The sequence below is a fragment of the Streptomyces sp. NPDC054834 genome (assembly GCF_053611185.1).
The window spans coordinates 207,163-228,081 of the sequence record NZ_JBSGZV010000003.1; the positions used below are offsets into that span (position 1 = coordinate 207,163).

The following is a 20,919-nucleotide window of genomic DNA, read 5'->3' on the forward strand; positions in this document are numbered from 1 at the left end:
CGCCGTCGTCACTCCGCGCCCAGGAGGCGCTGCACGGCCTCGGGGCTGACCGGTGCGAAGAAGTTGACCAGGTTGCCGTCGGGGTCCCTGAACAGCAGGGAACGGTTGCCCCAGGGCTGGGTCGTGGGCTCGTTCACGAACTCGATGCCGAACGGGCGGAGCCTGTCGTACTCGCGGTCCACGTCGTCGACGAGGAACTCGATGATCACGCTCTCGTTGGCGGCCGGTCGCGGCACCCGCGCGCCGAGCGCCCGCACCGTGCGGACGCTCGCGAGGGCGAGGGTTCCGGCGGCGGTGCGGAACTCGGCGAAGTCGTCGGTGAAGCGCTTCGCGGTCTGGCCCGTCACCCTCTCGTAGAACTCGACCATGCGGTCGACGTTGTCGGTGATGATGCGGATCGAAGCGAACTGCATGGCGGACTCCTTGGACGTGTCGCGGGACTGTGGCGCGGTACTGTGCCGCGTCTTGTGCAGACCGTAGGACGGATACAGGACAGGATCCGCCCGGTATCCGGGAGAGACTTGGCCACATGACTCGTCCCACCGCGCGTGTGCTCGCCCTCCTCGAGATTCTTCAGGCGGGAGGCGTCCATACGGTCGCCCACCTCGCCGGGCGGCTGGGCGTGGACGCGCGCACGGTCCGCCGGTACGTCGATCACCTGGTCGACCTCGATGTGCCCGTCGAGTCGGTGCGCGGTCGCTACGGCGGCTACCGGCTGGCACGCGGGTACCGGATGCCCCCGCTGATGCTCACGGAGGACGAGGCGCTGGCCACCGTGCTCGGTCTGATCACGGCGCACCGGGCGGGGCCGGCCCCGACGTCCGACGCCGCCGCCGGCACCGCCGCCGCGAAGCTGCGCAGGGTGCTGCCCGAACCGCTGGGCCGACGGCTGGACGCGCTGCTGGCCTCGACACGGTTCACGGCGTCCGCCGACCGCGGCGCCGACGGTCCAGGTGGGCGTGTCCTGCTCACGCTCGCCGAAGCCACCGCAGGCCGGCACCCGGTGTCGATGGAGTACCGCAGCCGTGGTGGCAGGGTCAGTCACCGGGTCATCCACCCCTACGGTCTCGTGGCCCACTCGGGCCGCTGGTACGTCACCGGCGCGGATGCCGAAACGGGAGACGTACGGACCTTCCGGGTGGACCGGGCCGCTCACCCGCGCGTGCTGCCGGGCTCCTTCGACCGGCCCGAGAACTTCGATGCCGCGTCGCACACGCTGGCCACGCTCGCCGAGACGCCATGGACACACGACGTCGAGATCCTCGTGCAGGGCACGCTGGAGCACATCCGGTCGAAGTTCCCCGAAGGCATCGCACTCGTCGACGAAGTCCGGCCGGCCGCGGCCGCCCCCGTGCGCTTCCGGGACCCGGACGAGCCGGCTCGGCACGAGACGTGGTTCCGTGTCCGGCTCCGCGCCGAGCGGCTGGACTGGATCCCGCCTCTGATCGCCGGGCTCGACTGCCCGTTCGTGGTGCAGAGGCCCACCGAACTACGCGTCCTTGTTCAGGAGTTGGCGCAACGACTCGCCCGGTTCGCCGCTCCGCACGACTGATGGTTGCACGCTCGCGTCTTTCCGGCTTCCCGCAGCCCGTACGGCCGGGATCAGGTCTGCCAGACGTTCGAGCTGGTCGCGCTGGGCGGACAGGCCCAGGGCGCCGAGGCGGGCGACGACGTGCCGGGCGCCGGCGGCGGCGTACCGTCGCAGACCCTCGAGTACCTGGTCGGCCGAGCCGGTGACGACAGCCTGGATCTTCTCCAGCTCCTCCAGGGGCATGCCGTATGTGGCCCGCGCATACTCGTCCAATGGCCCGCGGCCGCTCTCGACGTCGTCGTCGATCCGCACCGACACGAACAGCGCGGGGGTGATGTCCTCGGCCGCGCGTCCGGCGCCGGCCGCCGCCGTACGGATGTCGCGGAGCCCGGAGGCGTAGTCGGCGGGGTCGGGCGGGTAAGGCAGCCATCCGTCGTACAGCCGACCGGTGCGGGCCAGCGCCGCCGGGGTCGCGCCGCCGAGCCAGATGGGCGGGCCGCCGGTTCGGGAGGGCCTGGTCGTGGGTGGGATGTCGTCGAAACGGAGGATCTCGCCGTGGAAGGAGCCGGCGCCTTCCCACAGGGCCCGCCACAGGGCGACGGTCTCGTCCAGGCGGGCGAAGCGCCGCTCCCACGGCACCTCGGACAGGGTGTAGAGAGGCCGTCCGAAGCGGCCGGGGAAGCCGGCGCCGACGGTCACGGTGAGCCGGCCGGCGGACAACAGGTCGATCGACGCCAGTGACTGCGCGGCCTGGACCGGCCGGCGCAGGAACGGCATCAGTGCGGCCGTTCCCAGGGGCACGGTCTCGGTCGCCGGGGCGAGCGCGGCCAGCATCGTAAGGGCTTCGATGCGCGGGCTGATCAGTGAGTCGTTGACGAAGAGGGAGGCGAAGCCCAGGTGTTCGGCCCGGCGGCCGAAGCCGATGAGGGTGCGGGGGTCGTCGGCCGCGCCCCACTGGGCGGTTCCGGTCGGAAGCAGTACACCGATGTCCATGCCGCCGATGTTCATCACCGCCGCGGGTAGCGACAATTCCCTGGGGGGAATGGCCCGGAAGCCGCCCGGACCGTTACAACAGGCCCGTGGACTTCCCTCGTGCGCTTCGCGAACGCCGTACCCGCCGTCATCTCAGCCAGCTCGACCTGGCGCTGCGGGCGGGCACCACCCAGCGGCACCTCAGCTTCATCGAATCCGGCAGGTCCGCCCCCGGCCGGAACATGGTCGTGCGGCTTGCCGAGTCGCTGGAACTGCCGTTGCGGGAGCGCAACGAACTGCTGCTGGCCGCCGGGTACGCGCCCGCCTACCCCGAGAGTTCGCTCGACGACCCGGTGCTGGCGCCCGTGCGCACGGCGATCGACAACATCCTGCGCGGGCATCTGCCGTATCCGGCGCTGGTCGTGGACCGGCGCGGTGATCTGATCGCGGCGAACACCGCGCTCGACGTGATCACCGAAGACGTGGCCCCCGAGCTGCTGGGCCCGGGCACGAACGTCTACCGCCTCGCGCTGCACCCGGACGGCCTGGCTCCCCGCATCCACAACCTCGCCGAATGGGCGCGCCACATCCTGGCACGTCTCGGCCACCTGGCGGAGTTGCGCGCCGAACTCACCTCGTACGTTCCCGAGTTGGAGCCGTCCGCCGGGCAACTCGGTTTCGCGGTACCGCTCCGTCTGCGGTCCTCGTACGGTGAGCTGAGCCTGATGACGACGGTGACGACCTTCGCCACCGCTGTCGACGTCACACTCGCGGAGCTGAAACTGGAGGCGTTCCTGCCGGCCGACCCGGCGACGGCCGAGGCTCTCTCGGCGGCCGCCGGGCCACTGGCCTCGGCCGCTGGGAGTCAGGCCCCGGGGAACATGTAGTCGGTCTTGATCCGTCCGGTCTCGTCGAGCACGACGATCTCCGAACCACCGCTCACCACGTCTCCGGTTTCGGCGGACACGGCCTCCCAGCCGAACCTGACCACGCCGTGGAGGCGTACCGCGCCGGCGCACGCCCGGAATGTGAATCCCTGCTTCTCGACGAAACGCTCGTGGCTTCGCGTCACCCGGGTCTCGATGGCGTCGTGCCCCCGAGCCTCCAGCGTCGTGTGGTCGAAGCCGAGTTCCGCGGCGATCTGCCGTATCTCCGTGGGCGGCTGGAGGATGTGGGTGCCGTCCTCGGCCCACAGCAGCTCGATGGCCGCGCGGCGTTCGGTGGCCTCCGGCAGGTTCCACTGTGCTGTGTAGCGGTCGGCCAAGTGCTGCGGATCGATGTCGATCACGTGAATCTCCTTGCCGGTCAGGTCACTTGCGACCAGATCCTGCGGCACACGGCGGAGCCCGACAATTCCCCGCGGGGAATGGGCCCGGCCACGCTCAGGTGACGGGCAGCCCCCAGCGGGGCCCCTCACCGTTCGGGGGTACGGCCGCGACGGTCAGGCCGGGCCGGTCGCCCTCGGCCGTGATCAGCGCGGACTCGCCCTTGCTCAGGGCCACTTGGCGGTTACTGCAACGATCCGGAGCCGTGGCTCACCTCGAGCCACTGAGGCAGCGTTCCCCTTCGGCATATTTCAGCGCTCGCGTTCCTCCTCCACCGCGGCCTCGTAGGCGCGCAGCGTCTCGACGAAGAGGCGCCGCTGTGCCGGCGCCAGCGGTGTGAGCACGCGGCGCCAGGCGGCGGCGCCGGGGGCGAGCCAGGCCGAGATCGCGTCGTGCTGGTCGGGGGCGATGGCCACGATCCGGCGTCGCCGATCGGCCAGGTCCTCACGCCGGTCCAGAATGCCCTTCCCGCTCAGGTCCCCGACCATGAGGCTGACCGTGGTGGGCGCCACCTCCAGACGCGCGGCCAGTTCGTTGACGGTCATGGGCCCGTCGAACAACAGGCACGAGAGCAACGAGAGGTGACGGGGCGCCAAGGACTGCGACCGCAGCACCTCGGGCACGGGAATGCGCTTCACCCGGCTCGCCATCCGAGGCATGAGCAACAGCAGCTCGCGCACCGCGGCGTCCACATCACCCGCCTCGGCCTCGCGCCGCACGGATCCGGCCATCCTGCACCTCTCAGTATTTACCTTTGTCAGCAAAGGTGTTTTGCTCGCAAAGACATCAGACGTCGGCTGCCCGGCACCGCGGGCACGAACGGAGATTCCACCATGCCTCACTTCACCGTGCACATCAGCGAGTCCGTCCTCGACCGGAAGGTGGAAGAGGGCCTGATCCGTGGGCTCGCGGATGCGGTCGGCTCCGTCTACGGCGAGCAGTTCAGGCGCCTGGTCGCAGTCGATCTCATCGGCATCCCCCCGCACCGGCGCGGCATCGGCGGGGCACCGTCCGACCAGGCCGCCCCGAGCATCACGCTGAGCCTGCGCGAGGCGGCCTACCGGCACCCGAAGGTGCCGGACGCACCCGCGCAGCTGATCGCGTCGATCACCGAAGCGGTGGCCGGCGTGCTCGGCGAAGAGGTCCGCGAGCAGGTGACGGTCGGTCTGCCGGCCGTCCCGGAAGGGCGCTCAGGAGTCGGGGGTCAGGTCGCCTGACGGCAGGCCCCGGTCCGATCCGGCACCATGTCGGCGTGTCGTCGAGGCCGCGGCCGCGCTCAGGGGGCGAGCGGTGGGCTGCGTCGTCGGGTCGACGCCCGGACGTTGAGGACGACGGGCAGGGTGCGCACCGTTCCCTCGGGAGCTTCGCCGGACAGGAGCTCGCACAGCAGACGGGCGCTCTGGGCTCCCATGTCCCGTGGCCGGAGGTCGATCGCCGTGATCGGCGGCTCCGCCGTCCGCATCGCCGTGCAGTCCACGCACGACGCCAGCAGCAGGTCCGCGCCGACGGTGCGGCCCGCCGCGCGGAGTTCGGGCAGGCATGCGGCGGCGGCACCGTCGGGGGCGCACACGAGGGCGTCGATCCCGGGTTCCTCCGCGAGCAGGTTCCGTACGACGTAGCGGACCTGGTCCCGGCCGGCTTCGTAGGGCGTCTTCCGCACGATCGCCGGCAGACCGTTGCCGGCGCACCAGCGGGCGTGGGCCCGCTGGAGGGTGCGGGACCAGTCGGAGGAGGCGCCGGGGGCGATGAAGGCCGGACGGCGGGCTCCGCTGTCGCGGAGGTGGTCCAGCAGTTCGGTCATCGACGCCTCGTGGTCGGTCCAGACGACCCCGGTCGGCTCCTTGTCCCCGACGTACCGCTCGGCGGTGACGACCGGCAGCCCGGAGTCCATGAGCCGCCGGACCACCGGGTCCTCGGGCGCCGGATCGCACAGCACCAGCCCGTCGACCTGGGGCATCGCCCCGCCCTTCGGCAGGTTCCCGGAGGACAGCAGGGTGACGTTCAGACCGGCTCGGGCCGCCTGCTCCACCACTCCGAAGACGAACGACATGTAGTACTCGGCGCTGGTCAGGAACTCGGGAAAGTACAGCGCGAGCGCGTCCGTGACCGACGTGCGCAGGGTGCGGGCGCTGCGGTTGGGCGCGTAGCCCAGCCGGCGGGCCGCTTCCAGGACCGCCGCCCGGGTGGGTTCCGCCACCCGGCCGTGCCCACGCAGCGCGTCCGAGGCCGTCGTCTTGGAGACCGCGGCCGCGCGGGCCACGTCGGCGATGGTGGGCGGCGGAGTACCGGGGCGGGAGGGCATGCGCATGATGCCAGGCGAGTCGCGGGTCACCAGCCGTGCGTCAGTACGTCGTCCAGGGCCGCGACGAAGACGTCCGCGCTGCTCCGGGTCAGGCACATCGGCGGCTTGATCTTCAGTACGCACTGGCGGTCCGAGGTGGGCTGGACGATCACGCCCAGTTCCCTCAGCCGGTCGCAGATCGCGGCCGTCTCCTCGGTGGCGGGCTCCAGGCTCTCCCGGTCCCGTACGAACTCGACGCCCAGGTAGAGCCCGGAGCCGTGCACCGCGCCGATCAGCGGATGCCGCTCGGCCAGTACCTCGAGCCGGTCCTTCAAGTACCCTCCGACCTCACGGGCGTTGGCCTGGAGATCCTCGTCGCGCAGCGCGTCCAGCACGGTCAGGCCGACCACCGAACTGACCGGGCTTCCTCCCGCGGAGGAGAAGAAGTAGCCCTGGGTGCGGTATGCGTCGGCGATCTCACGGCGGGTGATCACCGCGCCGAGCGGATGCCCGTTGCCCATCGCCTTGGCCACGGTGACGATGTCGGGCACCACGCCCTGCTGCTCGAATCCCCAGAAGTGCGAGCCGAGCCTGCCGTAGCCGACCTGCACCTCGTCGGCGATACACAGTCCGCCGACGGCGCGCACGGACTCGTACACGGTGTGCAGATAGCCGTCCGGGAGGGCCAGACCGCCCGCGTTCCCGTAGTACGGCTCGCAGATGAAGGCCGCGGGCGGGTGTCCCTCGTCGGCCAGTTCACGGATCCGCGCGGCCGCTTCGGGACCGTACCGCCGGGCCTGCTCCGCGCGGTGGCGGCCCCGGTAGGAGTTGGGGGCGTCGACCGTGTGCACCCACGGCGGGCGCGAGGTCAGGGCGTTCGGGTTGTCGGCGATCGAGGTGGAGACCGCGTCGGAGGCGTACGTCCAGCCGTGGTAGGCCTCTTCGACCGCTACCACGTCCTGCCGTCCGGTCGTCGCCCAGGCCAGCCGGAGCGCGAGGTCCACCGCCTCGGAGCCGCTGTTGACGAGGAACACGGTGTCCAGCTCGTCGGGGAGCAGCGCGGTGAGCCGTTCGGACAGTTCCACCACCGAGGCGTAGTGGAAGCGGGAGTTGGTGTTCAGCCGTTGCCACTGCCGGTGCACGGCGTCGCTCAGGGCGGGGTGTCCGTGGCCGAGGACGGTCACGTTGTTGAGCATGTCGAGGTAGGCGCGGCCGTGCAGGTCCAGGAGGTGGTGCCGCCAGCCGCGTTCGATCCGGGGCGGCGCCTCGAAGTAGTGCTCCTGGACGGTGGCGAAGGAACTCTCGCGTCGCCGGAGCAGCCCGGCCTCGCCGTCGTCCCGCCCGGAGGCCGCTTCGTCGGATACGCCCAGCAGCGCGGTCGGGTCCGGGCACACCGCCAGCCATCCGGCGGCGAGGTCGGGCGTGGTGAACCGGGGCGGCCGGACTCCGGTGCCGGGTGCCGGCCGGGACAGCTGGACGGTGAGCACATGACGTCCGTCGTGAGCGGTCACCGTGCCGAGCGGGTGCCCGGCGGGGACCGGGCCCGGTCCGGCACCGGCGTGGATGCCGTCGAGCAGCAGGTCGAACCCGTCCGCGTGCAGGGTCAGCCCGGCCTCGCCGTGCCGGGTGACCGTTCCGGCCCAGGGCGCGCGGACCTCCAGGGGGCCGGCGAGGTGGAGGTCGACGCCCAGGGCGCAGGTCGCGGCGGCCTCGGTGGCGTCGGGTGTGCTCCGCGTCAGGCGGAACTCGCCGTGCCGGGTGCGGGTGGCCTCCCGGCCGGCGGCCGACGCGGTTTCGGCGCCGGGATCGAGCCAGCGACCCGAGTGCAACTCGTCGCTGAGCACCCCGAGATCGAGTACGGGTACCTCCTCCGGCAGCGCGGGCAGCAGCCGGTGTTCCGCTGCGGGCAGGGGCATCGGCGCCGGGCGGCCGAGCGCGTCCCGCACCTGCGCCGTCATCACCTCGGCGGGGACCGACACCGCCGCCTCGAACATCGCCCACTCGCGGTCCAGCGCGTCCGAGACGTAACCGTTGCCGGGGTCCTGAAGGTTGTCGTACTGCCCGCTCACCACCAGGAGGGACGCCCGCAGCACGATCAGGGGCCACAGGGCGTCGGCTTCGTCGTCCGTGAGGGGCCGCACGGCGTGGAAGGCACGGACGGCGGGCAGTACCGAGGCCGGTCCGGCCCCGTGGTGGTGCAGGACGGAGGTGCAGGCGACCGCCAGTTCGGCCACCGTCCAGCCGGGCCCGAGATCCCCGAAGTCGATCACTCCGGCCGGCATGCGACGGCCTTCGGGCGTCGTCTCGCAGACGACGTTGTTGTCGGTGACGTCACCGTGGATCGTCTGCACCCGCAGCCGGTCCGCGTACGGCTCCACCCGGGCGGCGGCGGCCCGGGCGGCGCGCAGGACCCGCTGGGCGCGGTCCTGGTCGGGCAGGTGGGGGGCCAGCGTCTCGAGCACGGTTGCCGCGTCGCGCAGATCCCACAGGCGGGGCCGCTTCCGCTCCACGGCCGCAAAGCCGGCGAGTCCCGCCGCGATGCGTCCGGCGAGCTCACCGAGGCGGGCGACGACGGGTGGTGCCAGGTAGCGGCTGTCCATGATCGGCTCGCCCGGTACGAAGTCCAGCAGGCGGCAGGCGAGTTCCGTTCCCCCCATGGCGATGCTCTGCACGACGTCGCCGTCGAGCCCGGGGTGGACGCGGGGCAGCGGCAACCCCGGTGCGGTGGCCGCCAAGTGGCGCAGTGCGGCGCACTGGACGCGCAGTGCCTCGTGGTCCTCGGCGGGGTTCGCGATCTTCAGGACGTAGTCCCCGGTCCGCGTACGCACCCGGTAGTTGCGGTCCTGCTGGCTGCCGAGGTCGTGCAAGGTCCCCGTCACCGTGTAGCGCTCGGCGAGCGCGGCCGACAGCTCCTCCTCGTCGAAGTGGGGCACGGGCGGCATCGAGTTGCTCCACTTCTGGGTTGCCGGAACGTTCCGGCAACCGTAGGTTCGACGGCTGACACCTGTCAACGGCCCCCTGCCCACACCCTCCGCCCCACAGAAATCACAAAGCATGGGCGGAGTGATTGACGCGCACATGGCCACGCCCTACTTTCTGATCGCCTCCCCGAACTACGTTCGATATATCGATCGTCATCGACCACTGGAGTACGCATGAGCCGCCCCCTCCCCAGCCGTCGACTCGTCCTCCGCACAGCCGCCGCCGCTCCCCTGGCCGTGACCGGCGCGCTGACCCTGGGCGTCGGCACCGCCCACGCCGCCGACTCGGCATACGTCATGGGCTACTTCACCGAGTCCCCGAACGGCACCGGCACCGACTACGGCCTTCATCTCGCCGTCAGCAAGGACTCGCTGAACTGGACACCGCTCAACCAGAACAACCCCGTGGTCACCCCCACCGAGGGGGCGCTCGGGCTGCGCGACCCGTTCATCCTGCGCAAACAGGACGGCACCTTCGTCGTCCTCGCCACCGACCTCAAGGGCACCGACTGGAGCTATGTCAGCCAGTACGTGCACGTGTGGAACTCGACCGACCTGCGCACCTTCACTGGCTACCACCGGCTGAAGCTGCACGACATGGACACGCACTGCTGGGCGCCGGAGGCGTTCTGGGACGCCGACCGCGGCCAGTACGCGCTCATCTACTCCGCCGTCAACAGCAGCGGTCACAACGTCATCATGGTCAACTACACGACCGACTTCGTCACCGTCTCCGCTCCCCAGGTCTTCTTCGACCCCGGCTACGACGTCATCGACGGCGACATGGCCGTCGGCGTGGGCGGCGCCAACTACCTCTACTTCAAGAAGGACCAGACCCTCGTCGGCGCCCGCTCCACCTCGCTGGACCCGGGCAGCTTCACCGTCTTCAGCACCCCGGCCGCCCACGGCGGCACCGAGGCCCCGGCACTCGTCAAGTCCCTGACGTCCGGCACCTGGTACCTGTGGGGTGACACCTACACCCCGAACGGCGTCTTCTACGCCTGGCAGTCCACCGACCTCTCGGCGGGCACCTGGACGGCACTGGACCAGAAGACCTACACCCAGCCGGTCAACTCCAAGCACTGCGGCATCACAACGATCACCACCACCCAGTACGACAACCTCGTCGCGAAGTGGGGCGCCCCCGCCTGGAACCGGCTGAAGTCCTACAACTACCCAGCCCGTTACGTCCGCCACTCCAACTTCGTGGGCCGTATCGACGAGTACCCCTTCGACCCGTACACCGACTCACAGTGGAAACTCGTCCCCGGCCTCGCGGACAGCTCCGGTGTCTCCTTCCAGTCGGTCAACTACCCGACCCGCTGTCTGCGGCACTACAACTACCAACTGCAACTCGACGTGAACGACGGCACGTCGGCGTTCGCGGCGGACGCCACCTTCTACCGGACGGCGGGCCTGGCCGACGCGAGCTGGTCGTCCTTCCGCTCCTACAACAACCCGACCCGCTACATCCGCCACTACGACTACGCCCTGCGCATCGACCCGGTATCCACGGCCACCGAACAGCAGGACGCGACGTTCCGTGTGGGCTACTGACCCACGTCGTAAGGCTTCTGCCATACGGAGACGTGCGCCCGGCTGTCCGCCGTGAACGGGGCCTCGTTCCAGTCGGCCCATCGCTCGCGGAGTTCGAGGTCCGCGAGACGGGCCATCAGGTCCAGCTCGGAGGGCCACACGAAGCGGTGGTGGGAGCGGGTGACCACGGCCCGCCCGTCGGTGAGGCGGTAGTGGTGGGAGACCAGGCGCTGGTTCACCAGGTCGTAGGTGTCGAAGCCGACGTGGTGCTCACCGATGTGGAAGGGCCGGGCGCTCTCCCCCGGCGGCAGCCGTTGCAGGTCGGGCACACCGACCTCGATGACGAACCGGCCGCCGGGACGCAGATGGCGGGCGGCATTGCGGAAGCAGGCGACCTGCTCGTCCTGGGTCAGCAGGTTGCTGATCGTGTTGTAGACCAGGTAGACGAGGCTGAAGTCGCCCGGCACCCGCACCCGGGCCATGTCCCCCTGCGTCACCGGCATGCCGTCCCCGCCGGGCTTGTGGCGCAGCTCCCGCACCATGGGCTCCGACAACTCGATCCCGCTGACGGCCACACCCCGCTCCCGCAGGGGCAACGCGACCCGGCCCGTACCGACCGCGAACTCCAGCACCGGCCCGCCCTCCGCGCGGCGCGCCAGGAACTCGACCGCGGGCTCCAGCACCTCCGGCGCGAACATGTACGCGGACGACTCGTCGTACCTCCGGGCCACCTGCTCGGTCCACACATCCTGTTCCATGGCGCATCAGGCTGGCACACCAACTCCCCGCTCCGCCAAGGGATTACGCCCCGGGCGGGCCGGTGCGGGGCGCTATCGGCCCGTCGTCGCCGCCGTGCGGTAGGGGCGGAAGAACGCGCGCAGTTCCTCCGCGTACAGTTCGGGCTCCTCGAACGCCGCGAAGTGGCCGCCGCGCAGGGGTTCGGTCACGCGGACGACGTTCGTCGTGCGCTCGAGCCACGCCCTCGGCGGGCGGACGATGTCACCGGGGAAGAGCGAGAAGCCGGACGGCACCTCGACCCGGCGGGCGAGCTGCGCGGGCGGGATCGCGGCGTTCGCGCGGTACATGCGCATCGACGAGCCGATCGTCCCCGTGAGCCAGTACAGCATGACGTTCGTGAGGATCTCGTCCTTCGTGAAGCTCCGTTCGATGTCGCCGTCGCAGTCGCTCCACGCCCGGAGCTTCTCGACGATCCACGCGGCCAGACCCGCCGGGGAGTCGGTGAGTCCGACGGCGGCGGTCTGGGGCTTCGTACGGTGCATGGCGGCATAGGCCCCCTCGGTCGCGCCCCAGGCCGCGGCACCGTCGATCCAGGCGCGTTCCTCGGGCGTGAGTTCCTCCGGGGCGCCACTGAAGACCGGCAGTCCCCCGTCGGTGCGGTGGACGGCCACGACCCGGTCGGGGTGGTCGAGCCCGAGGTAGCGGCTCACGTGGCTGCCGATGTCCCCGCCGGCCGCGCCGAACCGGTCGTAGCCGAGGACCGCCATGAGCTCGGCCCACAGACCGGCGACGGCGATGGAGTCCAGGGCCGGGCCGGTGGGGCGGTCGGAGTAGCCGTAGCCCGGCATGTCGGGGACGACCACGTCGAACGCGTCGGCGGGGTCGGCGCCGTGCGCGCCCGGGTCGGTGAGCAGCGGGACGACCTTCGAGTAGCGCCAGAACGAGTCCGGCCAGCCGTGACTGAGAACCAGCGGCAGGGCGGGCCCGGCCGGCGCGGCGGCCCGAACGTGCACGAAGTGGATCCCGAGGCCGCCCAGCGGAACGCGGAAGTGGGGCAGCCGGGCGAGCTCCGCCTCCCGCGCCGGCCAGTCGAACCCGTCCGCCCAGTAGGCGACGAGCTCGCGGAGGTAGGCGAGGTCGGTGCCGAGCGCCCACCCCGCGTCCTCGGGCTCGTCCGGCCAGCGCGTCGCGCGCAGCCGCGAACGGAGGTCCTCGAGTGCCGCGGGGTCGGTCCGCGGCGTGAACGGTTCGGTTCGGGGCGGCAGATCCGGCATGAGGCCCATCCTAGGGGCCGGGCTCACGAAGCGGCCGGGGTGCGGACCGCCTGGCCGATCTTCGACCGGAGGCCGACGAACCCGGGTGATCCTCGGGTCGTGAGCTGCTCGCGCGGGTCGGGGAGGTCGATCGGCTGGTCGAGGACGATGTGGGCGGCCGGTGCCGGGGACAGGACGACGACGCGATCGCCGACGTAGACACTCTCGTCGATGTCGTGGGTGACGAGGACGATCGTCGCGCCGTCGCTGTGGTGCACCTGCACCAGGAGGTCTTCCAGGTGCTCGCGGGTCTGGGCGTCGAGGGAGCCGAACGGCTCGTCCATCAGGAGCAGGGACGGGCGGCCGATCAGCGCGCGGGCGATCGCGACGCGTTGCTGCATGCCGCCGGAGAGCTGCCAGGGATGGCGGTCGGCGGTGCCGGTGAGGCCGACGCGGTCCAGGATGTCCTCGGCCGCGGCGCGGCGGGCGGCGCGGCGAAGGCCCCGGCGGCGCAGCGGCAGGGGCACGTTGTCGCGGACCGTCAGTGCCGGCGTGCAGTGTGCGGGGTGCCACGGGGACGGCCGGCTGATCCCAGTCGTCCTCGGGGACGGAGACGAAGGCGGGTCCGCGTGGGTGCGTCATCGCGATGCGGTGGGCCTCGGCGAGCACGGCGGGTACATCGGCGGGGCGTTCGGGCTGGCGGGAGAACTTCACGTACGGGCGGGGGAACTGGGCGGGGTCGTCGGCGCCGAGGACACGTCTCGCTCCCTGCGCCCCCCGACGACATGCCCTGTCCGCACACCGCGCCGGGCCGCCGCCGCGATCACCCGGTCGATGTCCCGGGGTGGGCCGACGACCACCGCCGTTCGCTCGCCGCCGGCGAGATAGCCGCGATTCCCGACATCCCTGCCGTCTCGATGGTGTCGACGAAGTACACCTGGCGCTCCCTTCAGCGCGAGATAAGCCCCCGGGGTATCTGCACGCCAACACAGATACCCCGGGGGTATTTCTCTCCGGAGCGCCCGCCGGGCGGTCTCCGGTTGTCGTCTGCCGGACGACGTTCTTACGCCTGCGGATGGAGGACGACCTTGGTGTAACCCTCGACCCGCTTGTCGAACTTCTCGTACGCCGCCGGCGCCTGGTCGAGCGGCAGCTCGTGCGAAACGACGAAGCTCGGCCGCGCACGACCCTCGATGATCATGTCGCGCAGCTGGCGGTTGTAGCGCTTGACGTTGCACTGACCAGTGCCCATGCGCAGCCCCTTCTCGAAGAGGCGCCCGATGGACACCACGAGCATGCCCTGCTTGGCCTGCTCGTCCGGTCCGCCGGGGTCGCGCGGGACGTACAGGCCGGGCACGCCGAGCGCGCCCGTCGCCCGGACCGTCTCGACGAGCGAGTTCAGTACGGTCGCAGGTTCCTCGCGGTCTCCGCCCTTCTCCCCCGCGGCCTGGGCCTGGTAGCCGACGGCGTCGATGCCCTTGTCCGTGCCTTGGCCTCCCATCTGCTCCTTGATCTGCTGCGCCGGGTTGCCCTCGGTGAAGTTGATCGGAATGGCGCCGATCTCCTCGGCCTTCTGGAGCCGCTCCGCCACCCGGTCGACCACGAACACCCTGCTCGCGCCGCGCAGCATCGCGGAATAGGCAGCCATCAGTCCGACCGGGCCACCGCCGTACACCGCGACACTCTCACCTGGGCGGACGTCGGCCAGCTCGTTGCCGTGATATCCGGTCGGGAAGATATCGGCGAGAAGAACGAAGTCGGTCTCCTGCTCATTGCCCTCGGGGAGCTTCAGGCAGTTGAAATCGGCGTACGGCACCCGTACGTACTCCGCCTGTCCTCCCACGTAGGGGCCCATCGCGACGTAGCCGTAGGCACCGCCGGCGAAACCCGGGTTCACCGTCAGACAGAAGCCCGTGAAACCGGCCGTGCAGTTCTTGCAGAATCCGCAGGCCACGTTGAAGGGCATGACGACCCGGTCCCCGCGGCTGAGCGCGGTGACTCCGTCGCCGGTTTCCTCGATGACCCCGAGGTTCTCGTGACCGAAGACGATCCCCGGCTCCGCGGCGGTGCGGCCCTCATACATGTGCAGGTCGGAACCGCAGATGGCGGTCGACGTGACACGTACGAGCGCGTCGTTCGGGTGCTGAATCCTGGGATCCTCCACTTGCTCGACCGCTACCTCGAACGGTCCCTTGTACACGACAGCCCTCATCCTCAAGCACCTCCACTGGACGTAAGGCGCGGTCACAGTGAGGAAGACGATGCCGAGGGCCCACTGCCCTTCCAGCAGCAGCCCGCGAAATCCATCGGTCTTCTGTGCTGTGGCTCATATACCAGGCTGGTACATGATGAGACGATTTGCACCCAGAGGACGCAGAGTCCGGTTCTGCTCCGGTCCGGAAGGATTGATCATTTTGTCGCGACGTCTCGGAACACTGCTCGTAGCAGTCACCGGCCTGTCCGGGACCACCTACCCAGAGGGCACCCGAGTGGCCATACGGGGCACCGGGGGGTCCGTCGACGGCTTCGTCGACGGAGACTGGCTGCCGCTCGCCTGGTGGGAGTTCGCCGACATCCAGCCGGACGACGGAGCCGGTCACTGAGCGGTCCGGCGCACCGCACTCACAGCGCGCGCATCACGCTCACGACCTTGCCGAGGATCTGCACCTGGTCGCCGGGGATCGGATCGTAGGCGGGGTTGCGGGGCATGAGCCAGACCTGCCCCTCCTGGCGACGCAGCACCTTGACCGTGGCCTCGTCCTCGAGGAGGGCGGCGACGATGTCGCCGTGATCGGCGCTGTCCTGGCGCCGCACGGTGACGATGTCCCCGTCGCAGATCGCCGCGTCGATCATGCTGTCGCCGGACACCGTCAGCGCGAAGAACTCGCCTTCGCCCACCAGCTGGCGCGGCAGCGTGTAGACGTCCTCGACCATCTCCTCGGCGAGCAGCGGCGCGCCGGCGGCGATGCGTCCGACCAGCGGCACTTCCACGGGCGGCTCGGTCGGAGCGCCCGTTTCCGGGGCCGCGGAGACCCGTACGCGGTAGGCCCGCGGCCGGTGCGGATCGCGGTACAGGACACCTTTGCGCTCCAGGGTCATCAGCTGGTGCGCGACGGAGGATGTGCTGGCGAGACGGACGGCCTGACCGATCTCACGCATGGACGGCGGGTAGCCCTGCCGCTGGACGGTGTCGGTGATGAAACGGACGATGTCCTGCTGGCGGGGGGTGAGCTCACCCTCGGCGGACCGGGTGCCCGGCGGCCGCCCCCGGCGCGCGGGCTCACTGTTCTCCATACCGGGCACCTCCGCACAAGATCTCTCAGAGCGTGACCTTAACCCGCCACACCCCCTGAATGGAACACTGTTTCGACGGCGCGTCGCTTTCGTACACTCATCGTGATCGCGCGTGCACCGCCGGTGTCCGCGTCGCTCCGCTCCCCCGGTCACGGTGGATCGGCGTCCTGGATCCGGTGAGCGGGGCCCCCGTTCCTCCGCGCCGGGCCGCGATGATCTCCGCGACGATGGACAGGGCGGTCTCCTCCGGTGTGCGGGCGCCGAGGTCCAGGCCGATCGGGGACCTCAGTCGCGCCAACTGCCGCTCGCTCACGCCGACTTCGCGCAGGCGGCGGTTGCGTTCCTCGTGGGTGCGGCGCGAGCCCATCGCGCCGACGAACGCGACCGGCATCCCCAGTGCCGTCTCCAGCAGGGGCACGTCGAACTTCGCGTCGTGGGTGAGCACGCACAGCACCGTACGGCCGTCGGTCGTGGTCCGCCGCAGATAGCGGTGCGGCCAGTCGACGACGATCTCGTCGGCCTCGGGGAACCGGGCCTGTGTGGCGAAGACGGGCCGGGCGTCGCAGACGGTCACGTGGTAGCCGAGGAACTTCCCCGCGCGGACCAGCGCCGCGGCGAAGTCGATCGCCCCGAAGACGATCATCCGAGGCGGCGGCACGTTCGATTCGACCAGCAGCGTGAGCCCGCCGGGACAGTACGAACCGTCCGCCGCGAGGTCGACGGTGCCGGTGCGCCCGGTCTCCAGCATGGCCCGGGCTGCCCCCTCCGCCGTGCGGTCCAGGTTCTCGTGGCCGCCGAGACCGCCCTCGTACGTGCCGTCGGGACGCACCAGCAGAGCCCTGCCCAGGAGCTCCTCCGGACCGCGGGCGACCCGGGCGAGGGCGGTCGGCTCGTCTCGTACGGCGGCTGTCAGTGCCGACCCGAGGACGGCCCTGGCGGCCGAGTGCGCGCCGACCGGGGTGATCAGGACGTCGATGGTCCCGCCGCAGGTCAGTCCCACGGCGAAGGCGTCCTCGTCGCTGTAGCCGAACCGTTCGGTGACGCTCTCGCCGGTGCTGAGGGACTGGACGCACAGGTCGTACACCGCGCCTTCCACACAGCCACCGGATACGGAGCCGACGACGGTGCCCGCGCTGTCCACGGCGAGCGCGGCGCCGGGGCCGCGGGGCGCGCTGCCTCCGACGGCCACGACGCTGGCGACGGCGAACTCGCGGCCCTCGGCGAGCCACCGGTTCAGCTCCTCGGCGATGTCAAGCATCCAGCGCTCCGCCGGCGGCCGGCAGCACGCGGCTGGGCCGGATGGGCAGGCTGCGGTGCCGTACGCCGGTGGCGTGCCAGACCGCGTTGGCGATGGCCGCGGCGGCGCCCACGATGCCGACCTCCCCGATGCCCTTGATCCCCACCGGGTCGTCCGGGTCGGGGTCCGCCACCCAGTCCGCCTCGATGAGCGGTACGTCGGCGTTCGTGGCCACGTGATAGCCCGCGAGGTCGGGGCTCACATGGCCGCCCGAGGCCCGGTCGCGGACCGCTTCCTCGTGCAGGGCCATGGAGATGCCCCAGGCCATGCCGCCCAGGAACTGGCCGCGTGCGGTGAGCGGGTTGATGATCCGGCCCGCCGCGAAGATGCCGAGCATGCGCCGTACACGCACTTCGCCGGTGGCGACGTCGACGGCCACCTCGGCGAACTGCGCTCCGAAGGAGTGGCGTTCCTTCTGGGCGAGGGCTCCGATGGCGGCGGTGGTGTCCGACCGCACCGTGATGCCCTCCGGCGGAATGCCGGCGCCCAGGGCGAGCCGCTCGCGCAGTTCGCCGGCCGCCGCCGTGACGGCCCAGGCCCAGGAGCGGGTGCCCATGGAACCGCCGGCGATCATCGCGGGGCCGAAGGCGCTGTCTCCGATGCGCACCTCGACCCGGTCCGGTGTCACGCCCAGCGCGTCCGCGGCGACCAGGGTGAGCGCGGTCCGGGCGCCGGTGCCGATGTCGGCCGCGGCGATCCGCACGGTGAAGGTGCCGTCGTCCCGGGCGGTCACCGTCGCCGTGGACGGTGCCGCCCCGGCCGGGAAGGACGCCGCGGCCGTGCCCGTGCCGAGGAGCCAGCGCCCGTCGCGGCGCAGCCCGGGACGGGGGTCGCGGTCCGCCCAGCCGAACCTGCGGGCGCCCTCGCGGAAGCAGGCGCGCAGATTGCGGCCGGCGAACGGGAGGCCGGAGACCGGTCCCCGCTCGGGTTCGTTGCGCAGCCGCAGCTCGATCGGGTCGATGCCGCACTTCTCGGCGAGTTCGTCGAGCGCGGCCTCCAGGGCGAACGACCCCGGCGCCTCGCCCGGCGCGCGCATCCAGGTCGGGGTCGGCACGTCGAGCCGTACGACGCGGTTGGCCGTGTGGTGGGCGTCGGCGTCGTACATCACCCGGGCCACCCCGGCGCTGGGCTCGACGAATTCGTGCACGGTGGAGGTGAGGCTCTGCGACCGGTGTTCCAGTGCGCGCAGCCGTCCGTCGGCGTCGGCGCCGAGCCTGATCCGCTGGGTGGTGGGGCTGCGATAGCCCGCCAGCGAGAACATCTGACGGCGGGTCAGGACGACTCGTACCGGCCGCTGGAGAACCGTCGCGGCCATCACGGCCGCCACCTGGGGGACGCGGACGCCCTTGCTGCCGAAGCCGCCGCCGACGTGCTCGGAGCGTACGCGTACCGAGGCGGGGTCGAGCGAGAACAGGCTGGCCAGCTCGCCCACGACCCAGGTGGCGCCCTGGTTGGAATCGACGACCTCGAGCCGGCCGCCGTCCCAGCGGGCCGTCGCCGCGTGCGGTTCCATCGGATTGTGGTGTTCTTCGGGGGTGGTGTACTCGACGTCCACGACAGCGGCGGACGCGGCGAGTTCGGCCTCGAGGTCGCCCTTGTCCGTCACCGCCGGCATGTGGCCGTCCACGGGGTAGGCGTCCGGGTGGTCGCCGGTGAAGTCGATGTCGTGGGGCTGCTGTTCGTAGTGCACGACGAGCGTTTCGGCCGCCTCCCTGGCCTGCTCGGGCGTTTCGGCGACGACGAGCGCCACCGGCCAGCCCAGGTGCGGCACCCGGTCGTGCTGGAAGACGGCGCAGGTCGGGTCCGGCTTGCCCAGCAAGCCGACGTAGTCGGTGTCGAGCCGCGGGGCGTTGCGGTGGTCGAGGACGGTGAGGACACCGGGCATGGCCAGAACGGGGGCGGTGTCGATCGCGCGGATGCGCCCCCGGGCGACCGTGGACAACACCAGCCAGCCGTGGGCGAGTTCGGCGAAGGGGATGTCCGCGGCGTAGCGGGCCGCTCCGGTGACCTTGTCACGGCCTTCCACGCGCGCGTGCGGGGTACCGACGGAGGGCCTGGAAGTCCTGGTCCCGGTCGTGGCGGTGGTCATCGGGTGGTCTCCTCGGCGAGTTCGGTGAGCATGGCCACCACGAGGTTGTGCATCAGGGGCACCTTGTATCCGTTGTGCGGCAGGGGCCGTGCGGCTGCCAGCTCGGCGGTCGCCGCGGCCGCGAAGGTCTCGGCGTCGGCCGGCGCGCCGGTCAGCACCGTTTCCGCCGCGAGGGCCCGCCAGGGACGGGAGGCGACCGCGCCGAAGGCCAGGCGGACGTCCTGGACGATGCCGTCGCGGACGTCGAGGGCGGCGGCCACCGCGCCGATGGCGAACGCGTACGAGGCGCGTTCCCGCACCTTGCGGTAGCGCGAGCGGGCGGCGACCGGGGCGGGCGGCAGCGTGACGCCGGTGATCAGCGCGCCCGGCGGCAGTGCGGTCTCGCGGTCCGGGGTGTCGCCCACAGGCAGGTAGAACTCGCCGATCGGCGACTCGCCCGGACCGTCGGCGGTCTCGTAGTGGACGACCGCGTCGAAGGCGGTCAGGGCGACGGCCATGTCCGAGGGGTGCAGGGCCACGCAGTGTTCGGTGGCGCCCAGGATCGCGTGGTTGTGGTGATCACCCTCGACGGCGGGGCAACCGCTGCCGGGCACACGCTTGTTGCACGGCCTGGTCACGTCGGTGAAGTAGCCGCAGCGGGTGCGCTGAAGCAGGTTCCCGCCGACCGTGGCCATGTTGCGCAGCTGCCCGGACGCGCCGGCCAGCACCGCCTGCGCCAACGCCGGGTAGCGGCGGCGCACTTCGGGGTGGGAGGCCAGGTCGCTGTTGGTGACGGTCGCACCGATGCGCAGGCCGCCGGCTTCGGTCGGCTCGACGCGGTCCAGTGGAAGGTCGCGTACGTCGACGAGCCGGGCGGGACGTTCGACGCCGGCCTTCATCAGGTCGACGAGGTTGGTGCCCCCGCCCAGGAAGCGCGCGTCGGGATCGGTCCCGAGCACCGCGACCGCGCCGGCGACGTCGGAGGCCCTGTGATAGCCGAACTCCTTCACGCCGCGACCTCCCCCTGCTCCGCTGCCGCCTTCTCCGCCGCCGCCCGGGCGACCGCCTCGACGATCGACACGTATGCGGCGCAGCGGCACAGGTTGCCGCTCATCCGCTCCCGGATCTCCTCGGCGGACAGCGGTGGCGGCCCGGACTCGGGCCGGAGGTCGTCGGTGACGGCGCTCGGCCAGCCGGCCGCGTGTTCCTCGATCACCCCGATCGCGGAACATATCTGCCCGGGCGTGCAGTACCCGCACTGGAGGCCGTCCAGATCGAGGAAGGCCTGCTGCACCGGGTGCAGCCGGTCGCCCTCGGCCACGCCCTCGATGGTGGTGATCTCGCGCCCCTCGGCCGCCACCGCCAGCTGGAGGCAGGCCACGGCTCGCCGGCCGTCCAGCAGGACGGTGCAGGCGCCGCACTGCCCCTGGTCACAGCCCTTCTTGGTGCCCGTCAGGTCGAGCCGCTCGCGGAGTGCGTCGAGCAGGGTGGTGCGGTGGTCGACGGGTAGCGTGTGCTTCTCGCCGTTGACGTTCAGGGTGATGACACTGGACGTCGATGAGGCCATGAGCAGCTTCTTTCGCTTTTCCGGAACAGGAAGGACGTCCGGTAGCCGGACGGATCGGACGTCGGAGGGATGGCGT

Annotated in this window: 20 protein-coding genes and 1 pseudogene; 5 read left to right on the top strand and 16 right to left on the bottom strand. The window is 71.4% G+C overall.

Features of this window, described 5'->3' with window-relative positions; translation table 11 throughout:
* Positions 1–8 precede the first annotated feature (8 nt).
* Positions 9–413 carry a VOC family protein gene (locus ACWGJM_RS05905; RefSeq protein ID WP_453410427.1) on the bottom strand — a complete coding sequence of 135 codons (405 nt, stop codon included), beginning with the start codon at positions 411–413 and terminating at the stop codon, positions 9–11.
* A gap of 116 nt (positions 414–529) precedes the next feature.
* On the opposite strand from ACWGJM_RS05905, the gene ACWGJM_RS05910 reads away from it, so the two are divergent.
* The gene (locus tag ACWGJM_RS05910; protein ID WP_453410428.1) at positions 530–1,552 is read left to right on the top strand and encodes a helix-turn-helix transcriptional regulator; all 1,023 of its coding nucleotides are present in this window, start codon (positions 530–532) and stop codon (positions 1,550–1,552) included.
* Here the strand turns inward: ACWGJM_RS05910 and ACWGJM_RS05915 are convergent.
* Positions 1,490–2,524: an LLM class flavin-dependent oxidoreductase gene (locus tag ACWGJM_RS05915; protein ID WP_453410429.1), complete on the bottom strand. Its 1,035-nt coding sequence runs from the start codon at positions 2,522–2,524 to the stop codon at positions 1,490–1,492. The two genes, ACWGJM_RS05910 and ACWGJM_RS05915, sit on opposite strands and share 63 nt — an antisense overlap.
* Before the next feature lie 86 nt (positions 2,525–2,610).
* Between ACWGJM_RS05915 and ACWGJM_RS05920 the strand changes: the two genes are divergently transcribed.
* On the top strand, positions 2,611–3,390 hold the full coding sequence (locus tag ACWGJM_RS05920) for a helix-turn-helix domain-containing protein (RefSeq protein ID WP_453410430.1): 780 nt from the start codon (positions 2,611–2,613) through the stop codon (positions 3,388–3,390).
* On the opposite strand, the gene ACWGJM_RS05925 is transcribed toward ACWGJM_RS05920, so the two are convergent.
* Positions 3,369–3,791 carry a hypothetical protein gene (locus ACWGJM_RS05925; protein WP_453410431.1) on the bottom strand — a complete coding sequence of 141 codons (423 nt, stop codon included), beginning with the start codon at positions 3,789–3,791 and terminating at the stop codon, positions 3,369–3,371. The genes ACWGJM_RS05920 and ACWGJM_RS05925 overlap by 22 nt on opposite strands.
* Positions 3,792–4,079: 288 nt before the next feature.
* Positions 4,080–4,559, bottom strand: coding sequence for a MarR family winged helix-turn-helix transcriptional regulator (locus tag ACWGJM_RS05930; RefSeq protein WP_453410432.1), 480 nt, complete (start codon positions 4,557–4,559; stop codon positions 4,080–4,082).
* A 102-nt stretch (positions 4,560–4,661) separates the two neighbouring features.
* On the opposite strand from ACWGJM_RS05930, the gene ACWGJM_RS05935 reads away from it, so the two are divergent.
* Entirely contained in the window at positions 4,662–5,045 is a 384-nt protein-coding gene (locus tag ACWGJM_RS05935; RefSeq protein ID WP_453410433.1) for a hypothetical protein, read from the top strand.
* A 59-nt stretch (positions 5,046–5,104) separates the two neighbouring features.
* Here the strand turns inward: ACWGJM_RS05935 and ACWGJM_RS05940 are convergent, their stop codons facing one another.
* Both ACWGJM_RS05940 and ACWGJM_RS05945 read right to left on the bottom strand, forming a co-directional pair.
* Positions 5,105–6,136, bottom strand: coding sequence for a LacI family DNA-binding transcriptional regulator (locus ACWGJM_RS05940; RefSeq protein ID WP_453410434.1), 1,032 nt, complete (start codon positions 6,134–6,136; stop codon positions 5,105–5,107).
* A 20-nt stretch (positions 6,137–6,156) separates the two neighbouring features.
* Positions 6,157–9,051, bottom strand: a complete 2,895-nt coding sequence (locus tag ACWGJM_RS05945) for an aminotransferase (RefSeq protein WP_453410435.1) — start codon at positions 9,049–9,051, stop codon at positions 6,157–6,159.
* A gap of 213 nt (positions 9,052–9,264) precedes the next feature.
* Between ACWGJM_RS05945 and ACWGJM_RS05950 the strand changes: the two genes are divergently transcribed.
* Positions 9,265–10,647, top strand: coding sequence for a glycoside hydrolase family 43 protein (locus ACWGJM_RS05950; RefSeq protein WP_453410436.1), 1,383 nt, complete (start codon positions 9,265–9,267; stop codon positions 10,645–10,647).
* Here the strand turns inward: ACWGJM_RS05950 and ACWGJM_RS05955 are convergent.
* The 5 genes and pseudogenes from ACWGJM_RS05955 to ACWGJM_RS05975 all read right to left on the bottom strand — a co-directional run bounded on the left by ACWGJM_RS05955 (position 10,641) and on the right by ACWGJM_RS05975 (position 14,829).
* Complete coding sequence (locus ACWGJM_RS05955; protein ID WP_453410437.1) at positions 10,641–11,384, bottom strand: class I SAM-dependent DNA methyltransferase; 744 nt, start codon at positions 11,382–11,384, stop codon at positions 10,641–10,643. The genes ACWGJM_RS05950 and ACWGJM_RS05955 overlap by 7 nt on opposite strands.
* A 72-nt stretch (positions 11,385–11,456) precedes the next feature.
* The gene (locus tag ACWGJM_RS05960; protein WP_453410438.1) at positions 11,457–12,638 is read right to left on the bottom strand and encodes an epoxide hydrolase family protein; all 1,182 of its coding nucleotides are present in this window, start codon (positions 12,636–12,638) and stop codon (positions 11,457–11,459) included.
* Between the two features lie 23 nt (positions 12,639–12,661).
* Positions 12,662–13,207 carry an ABC transporter ATP-binding protein gene (locus ACWGJM_RS05965; RefSeq protein WP_453410661.1) on the bottom strand — a complete coding sequence of 182 codons (546 nt, stop codon included), beginning with the start codon at positions 13,205–13,207 and terminating at the stop codon, positions 12,662–12,664.
* A 189-nt stretch (positions 13,208–13,396) separates the two neighbouring features.
* Positions 13,397–13,554, bottom strand: a pseudogene (locus tag ACWGJM_RS05970) (MBL fold metallo-hydrolase); the annotation flags it as partial.
* A 126-nt stretch (positions 13,555–13,680) separates the two neighbouring features.
* A complete protein-coding gene (locus ACWGJM_RS05975) occupies positions 13,681–14,829 on the bottom strand; it encodes a glutathione-independent formaldehyde dehydrogenase (protein ID WP_453410439.1) in 1,149 nt (382 codons plus the stop codon).
* 202 nt (positions 14,830–15,031) lie between these two features.
* Here ACWGJM_RS05975 and ACWGJM_RS05980 point away from each other — a divergent pair, with 202 nt between their 5' ends.
* Complete coding sequence (locus tag ACWGJM_RS05980) at positions 15,032–15,220, top strand: hypothetical protein (protein ID WP_453410440.1); 189 nt, start codon at positions 15,032–15,034, stop codon at positions 15,218–15,220.
* Between the two features lie 19 nt (positions 15,221–15,239).
* Here ACWGJM_RS05980 and lexA read toward each other — a convergent pair whose 3' ends face one another.
* From lexA to ACWGJM_RS06005, 5 genes are all read right to left on the bottom strand, one after another.
* The gene (lexA, locus tag ACWGJM_RS05985) at positions 15,240–15,911 is read right to left on the bottom strand and encodes a transcriptional repressor LexA (protein ID WP_453410441.1); all 672 of its coding nucleotides are present in this window, start codon (positions 15,909–15,911) and stop codon (positions 15,240–15,242) included.
* 97 nt (positions 15,912–16,008) lie between these two features.
* The gene (locus ACWGJM_RS05990) at positions 16,009–17,169 is read right to left on the bottom strand and encodes an XdhC family protein (RefSeq protein WP_453410442.1); all 1,161 of its coding nucleotides are present in this window, start codon (positions 17,167–17,169) and stop codon (positions 16,009–16,011) included.
* Positions 17,162–19,297 carry a xanthine dehydrogenase family protein molybdopterin-binding subunit gene (locus ACWGJM_RS05995; RefSeq protein WP_453410443.1) on the bottom strand — a complete coding sequence of 712 codons (2,136 nt, stop codon included), beginning with the start codon at positions 19,295–19,297 and terminating at the stop codon, positions 17,162–17,164. The genes ACWGJM_RS05990 and ACWGJM_RS05995 overlap by 8 nt, the downstream gene beginning before the upstream one ends.
* Positions 19,294–20,286, bottom strand: coding sequence for an FAD binding domain-containing protein (locus ACWGJM_RS06000; RefSeq protein ID WP_453410444.1), 993 nt, complete (start codon positions 20,284–20,286; stop codon positions 19,294–19,296). The genes ACWGJM_RS05995 and ACWGJM_RS06000 overlap by 4 nt, the downstream gene beginning before the upstream one ends.
* Positions 20,283–20,843, bottom strand: a complete 561-nt coding sequence (locus ACWGJM_RS06005; RefSeq protein ID WP_453410445.1) for a (2Fe-2S)-binding protein — start codon at positions 20,841–20,843, stop codon at positions 20,283–20,285. The genes ACWGJM_RS06000 and ACWGJM_RS06005 overlap by 4 nt, the downstream gene beginning before the upstream one ends.
* Positions 20,844–20,919 lie beyond the last annotated feature (76 nt).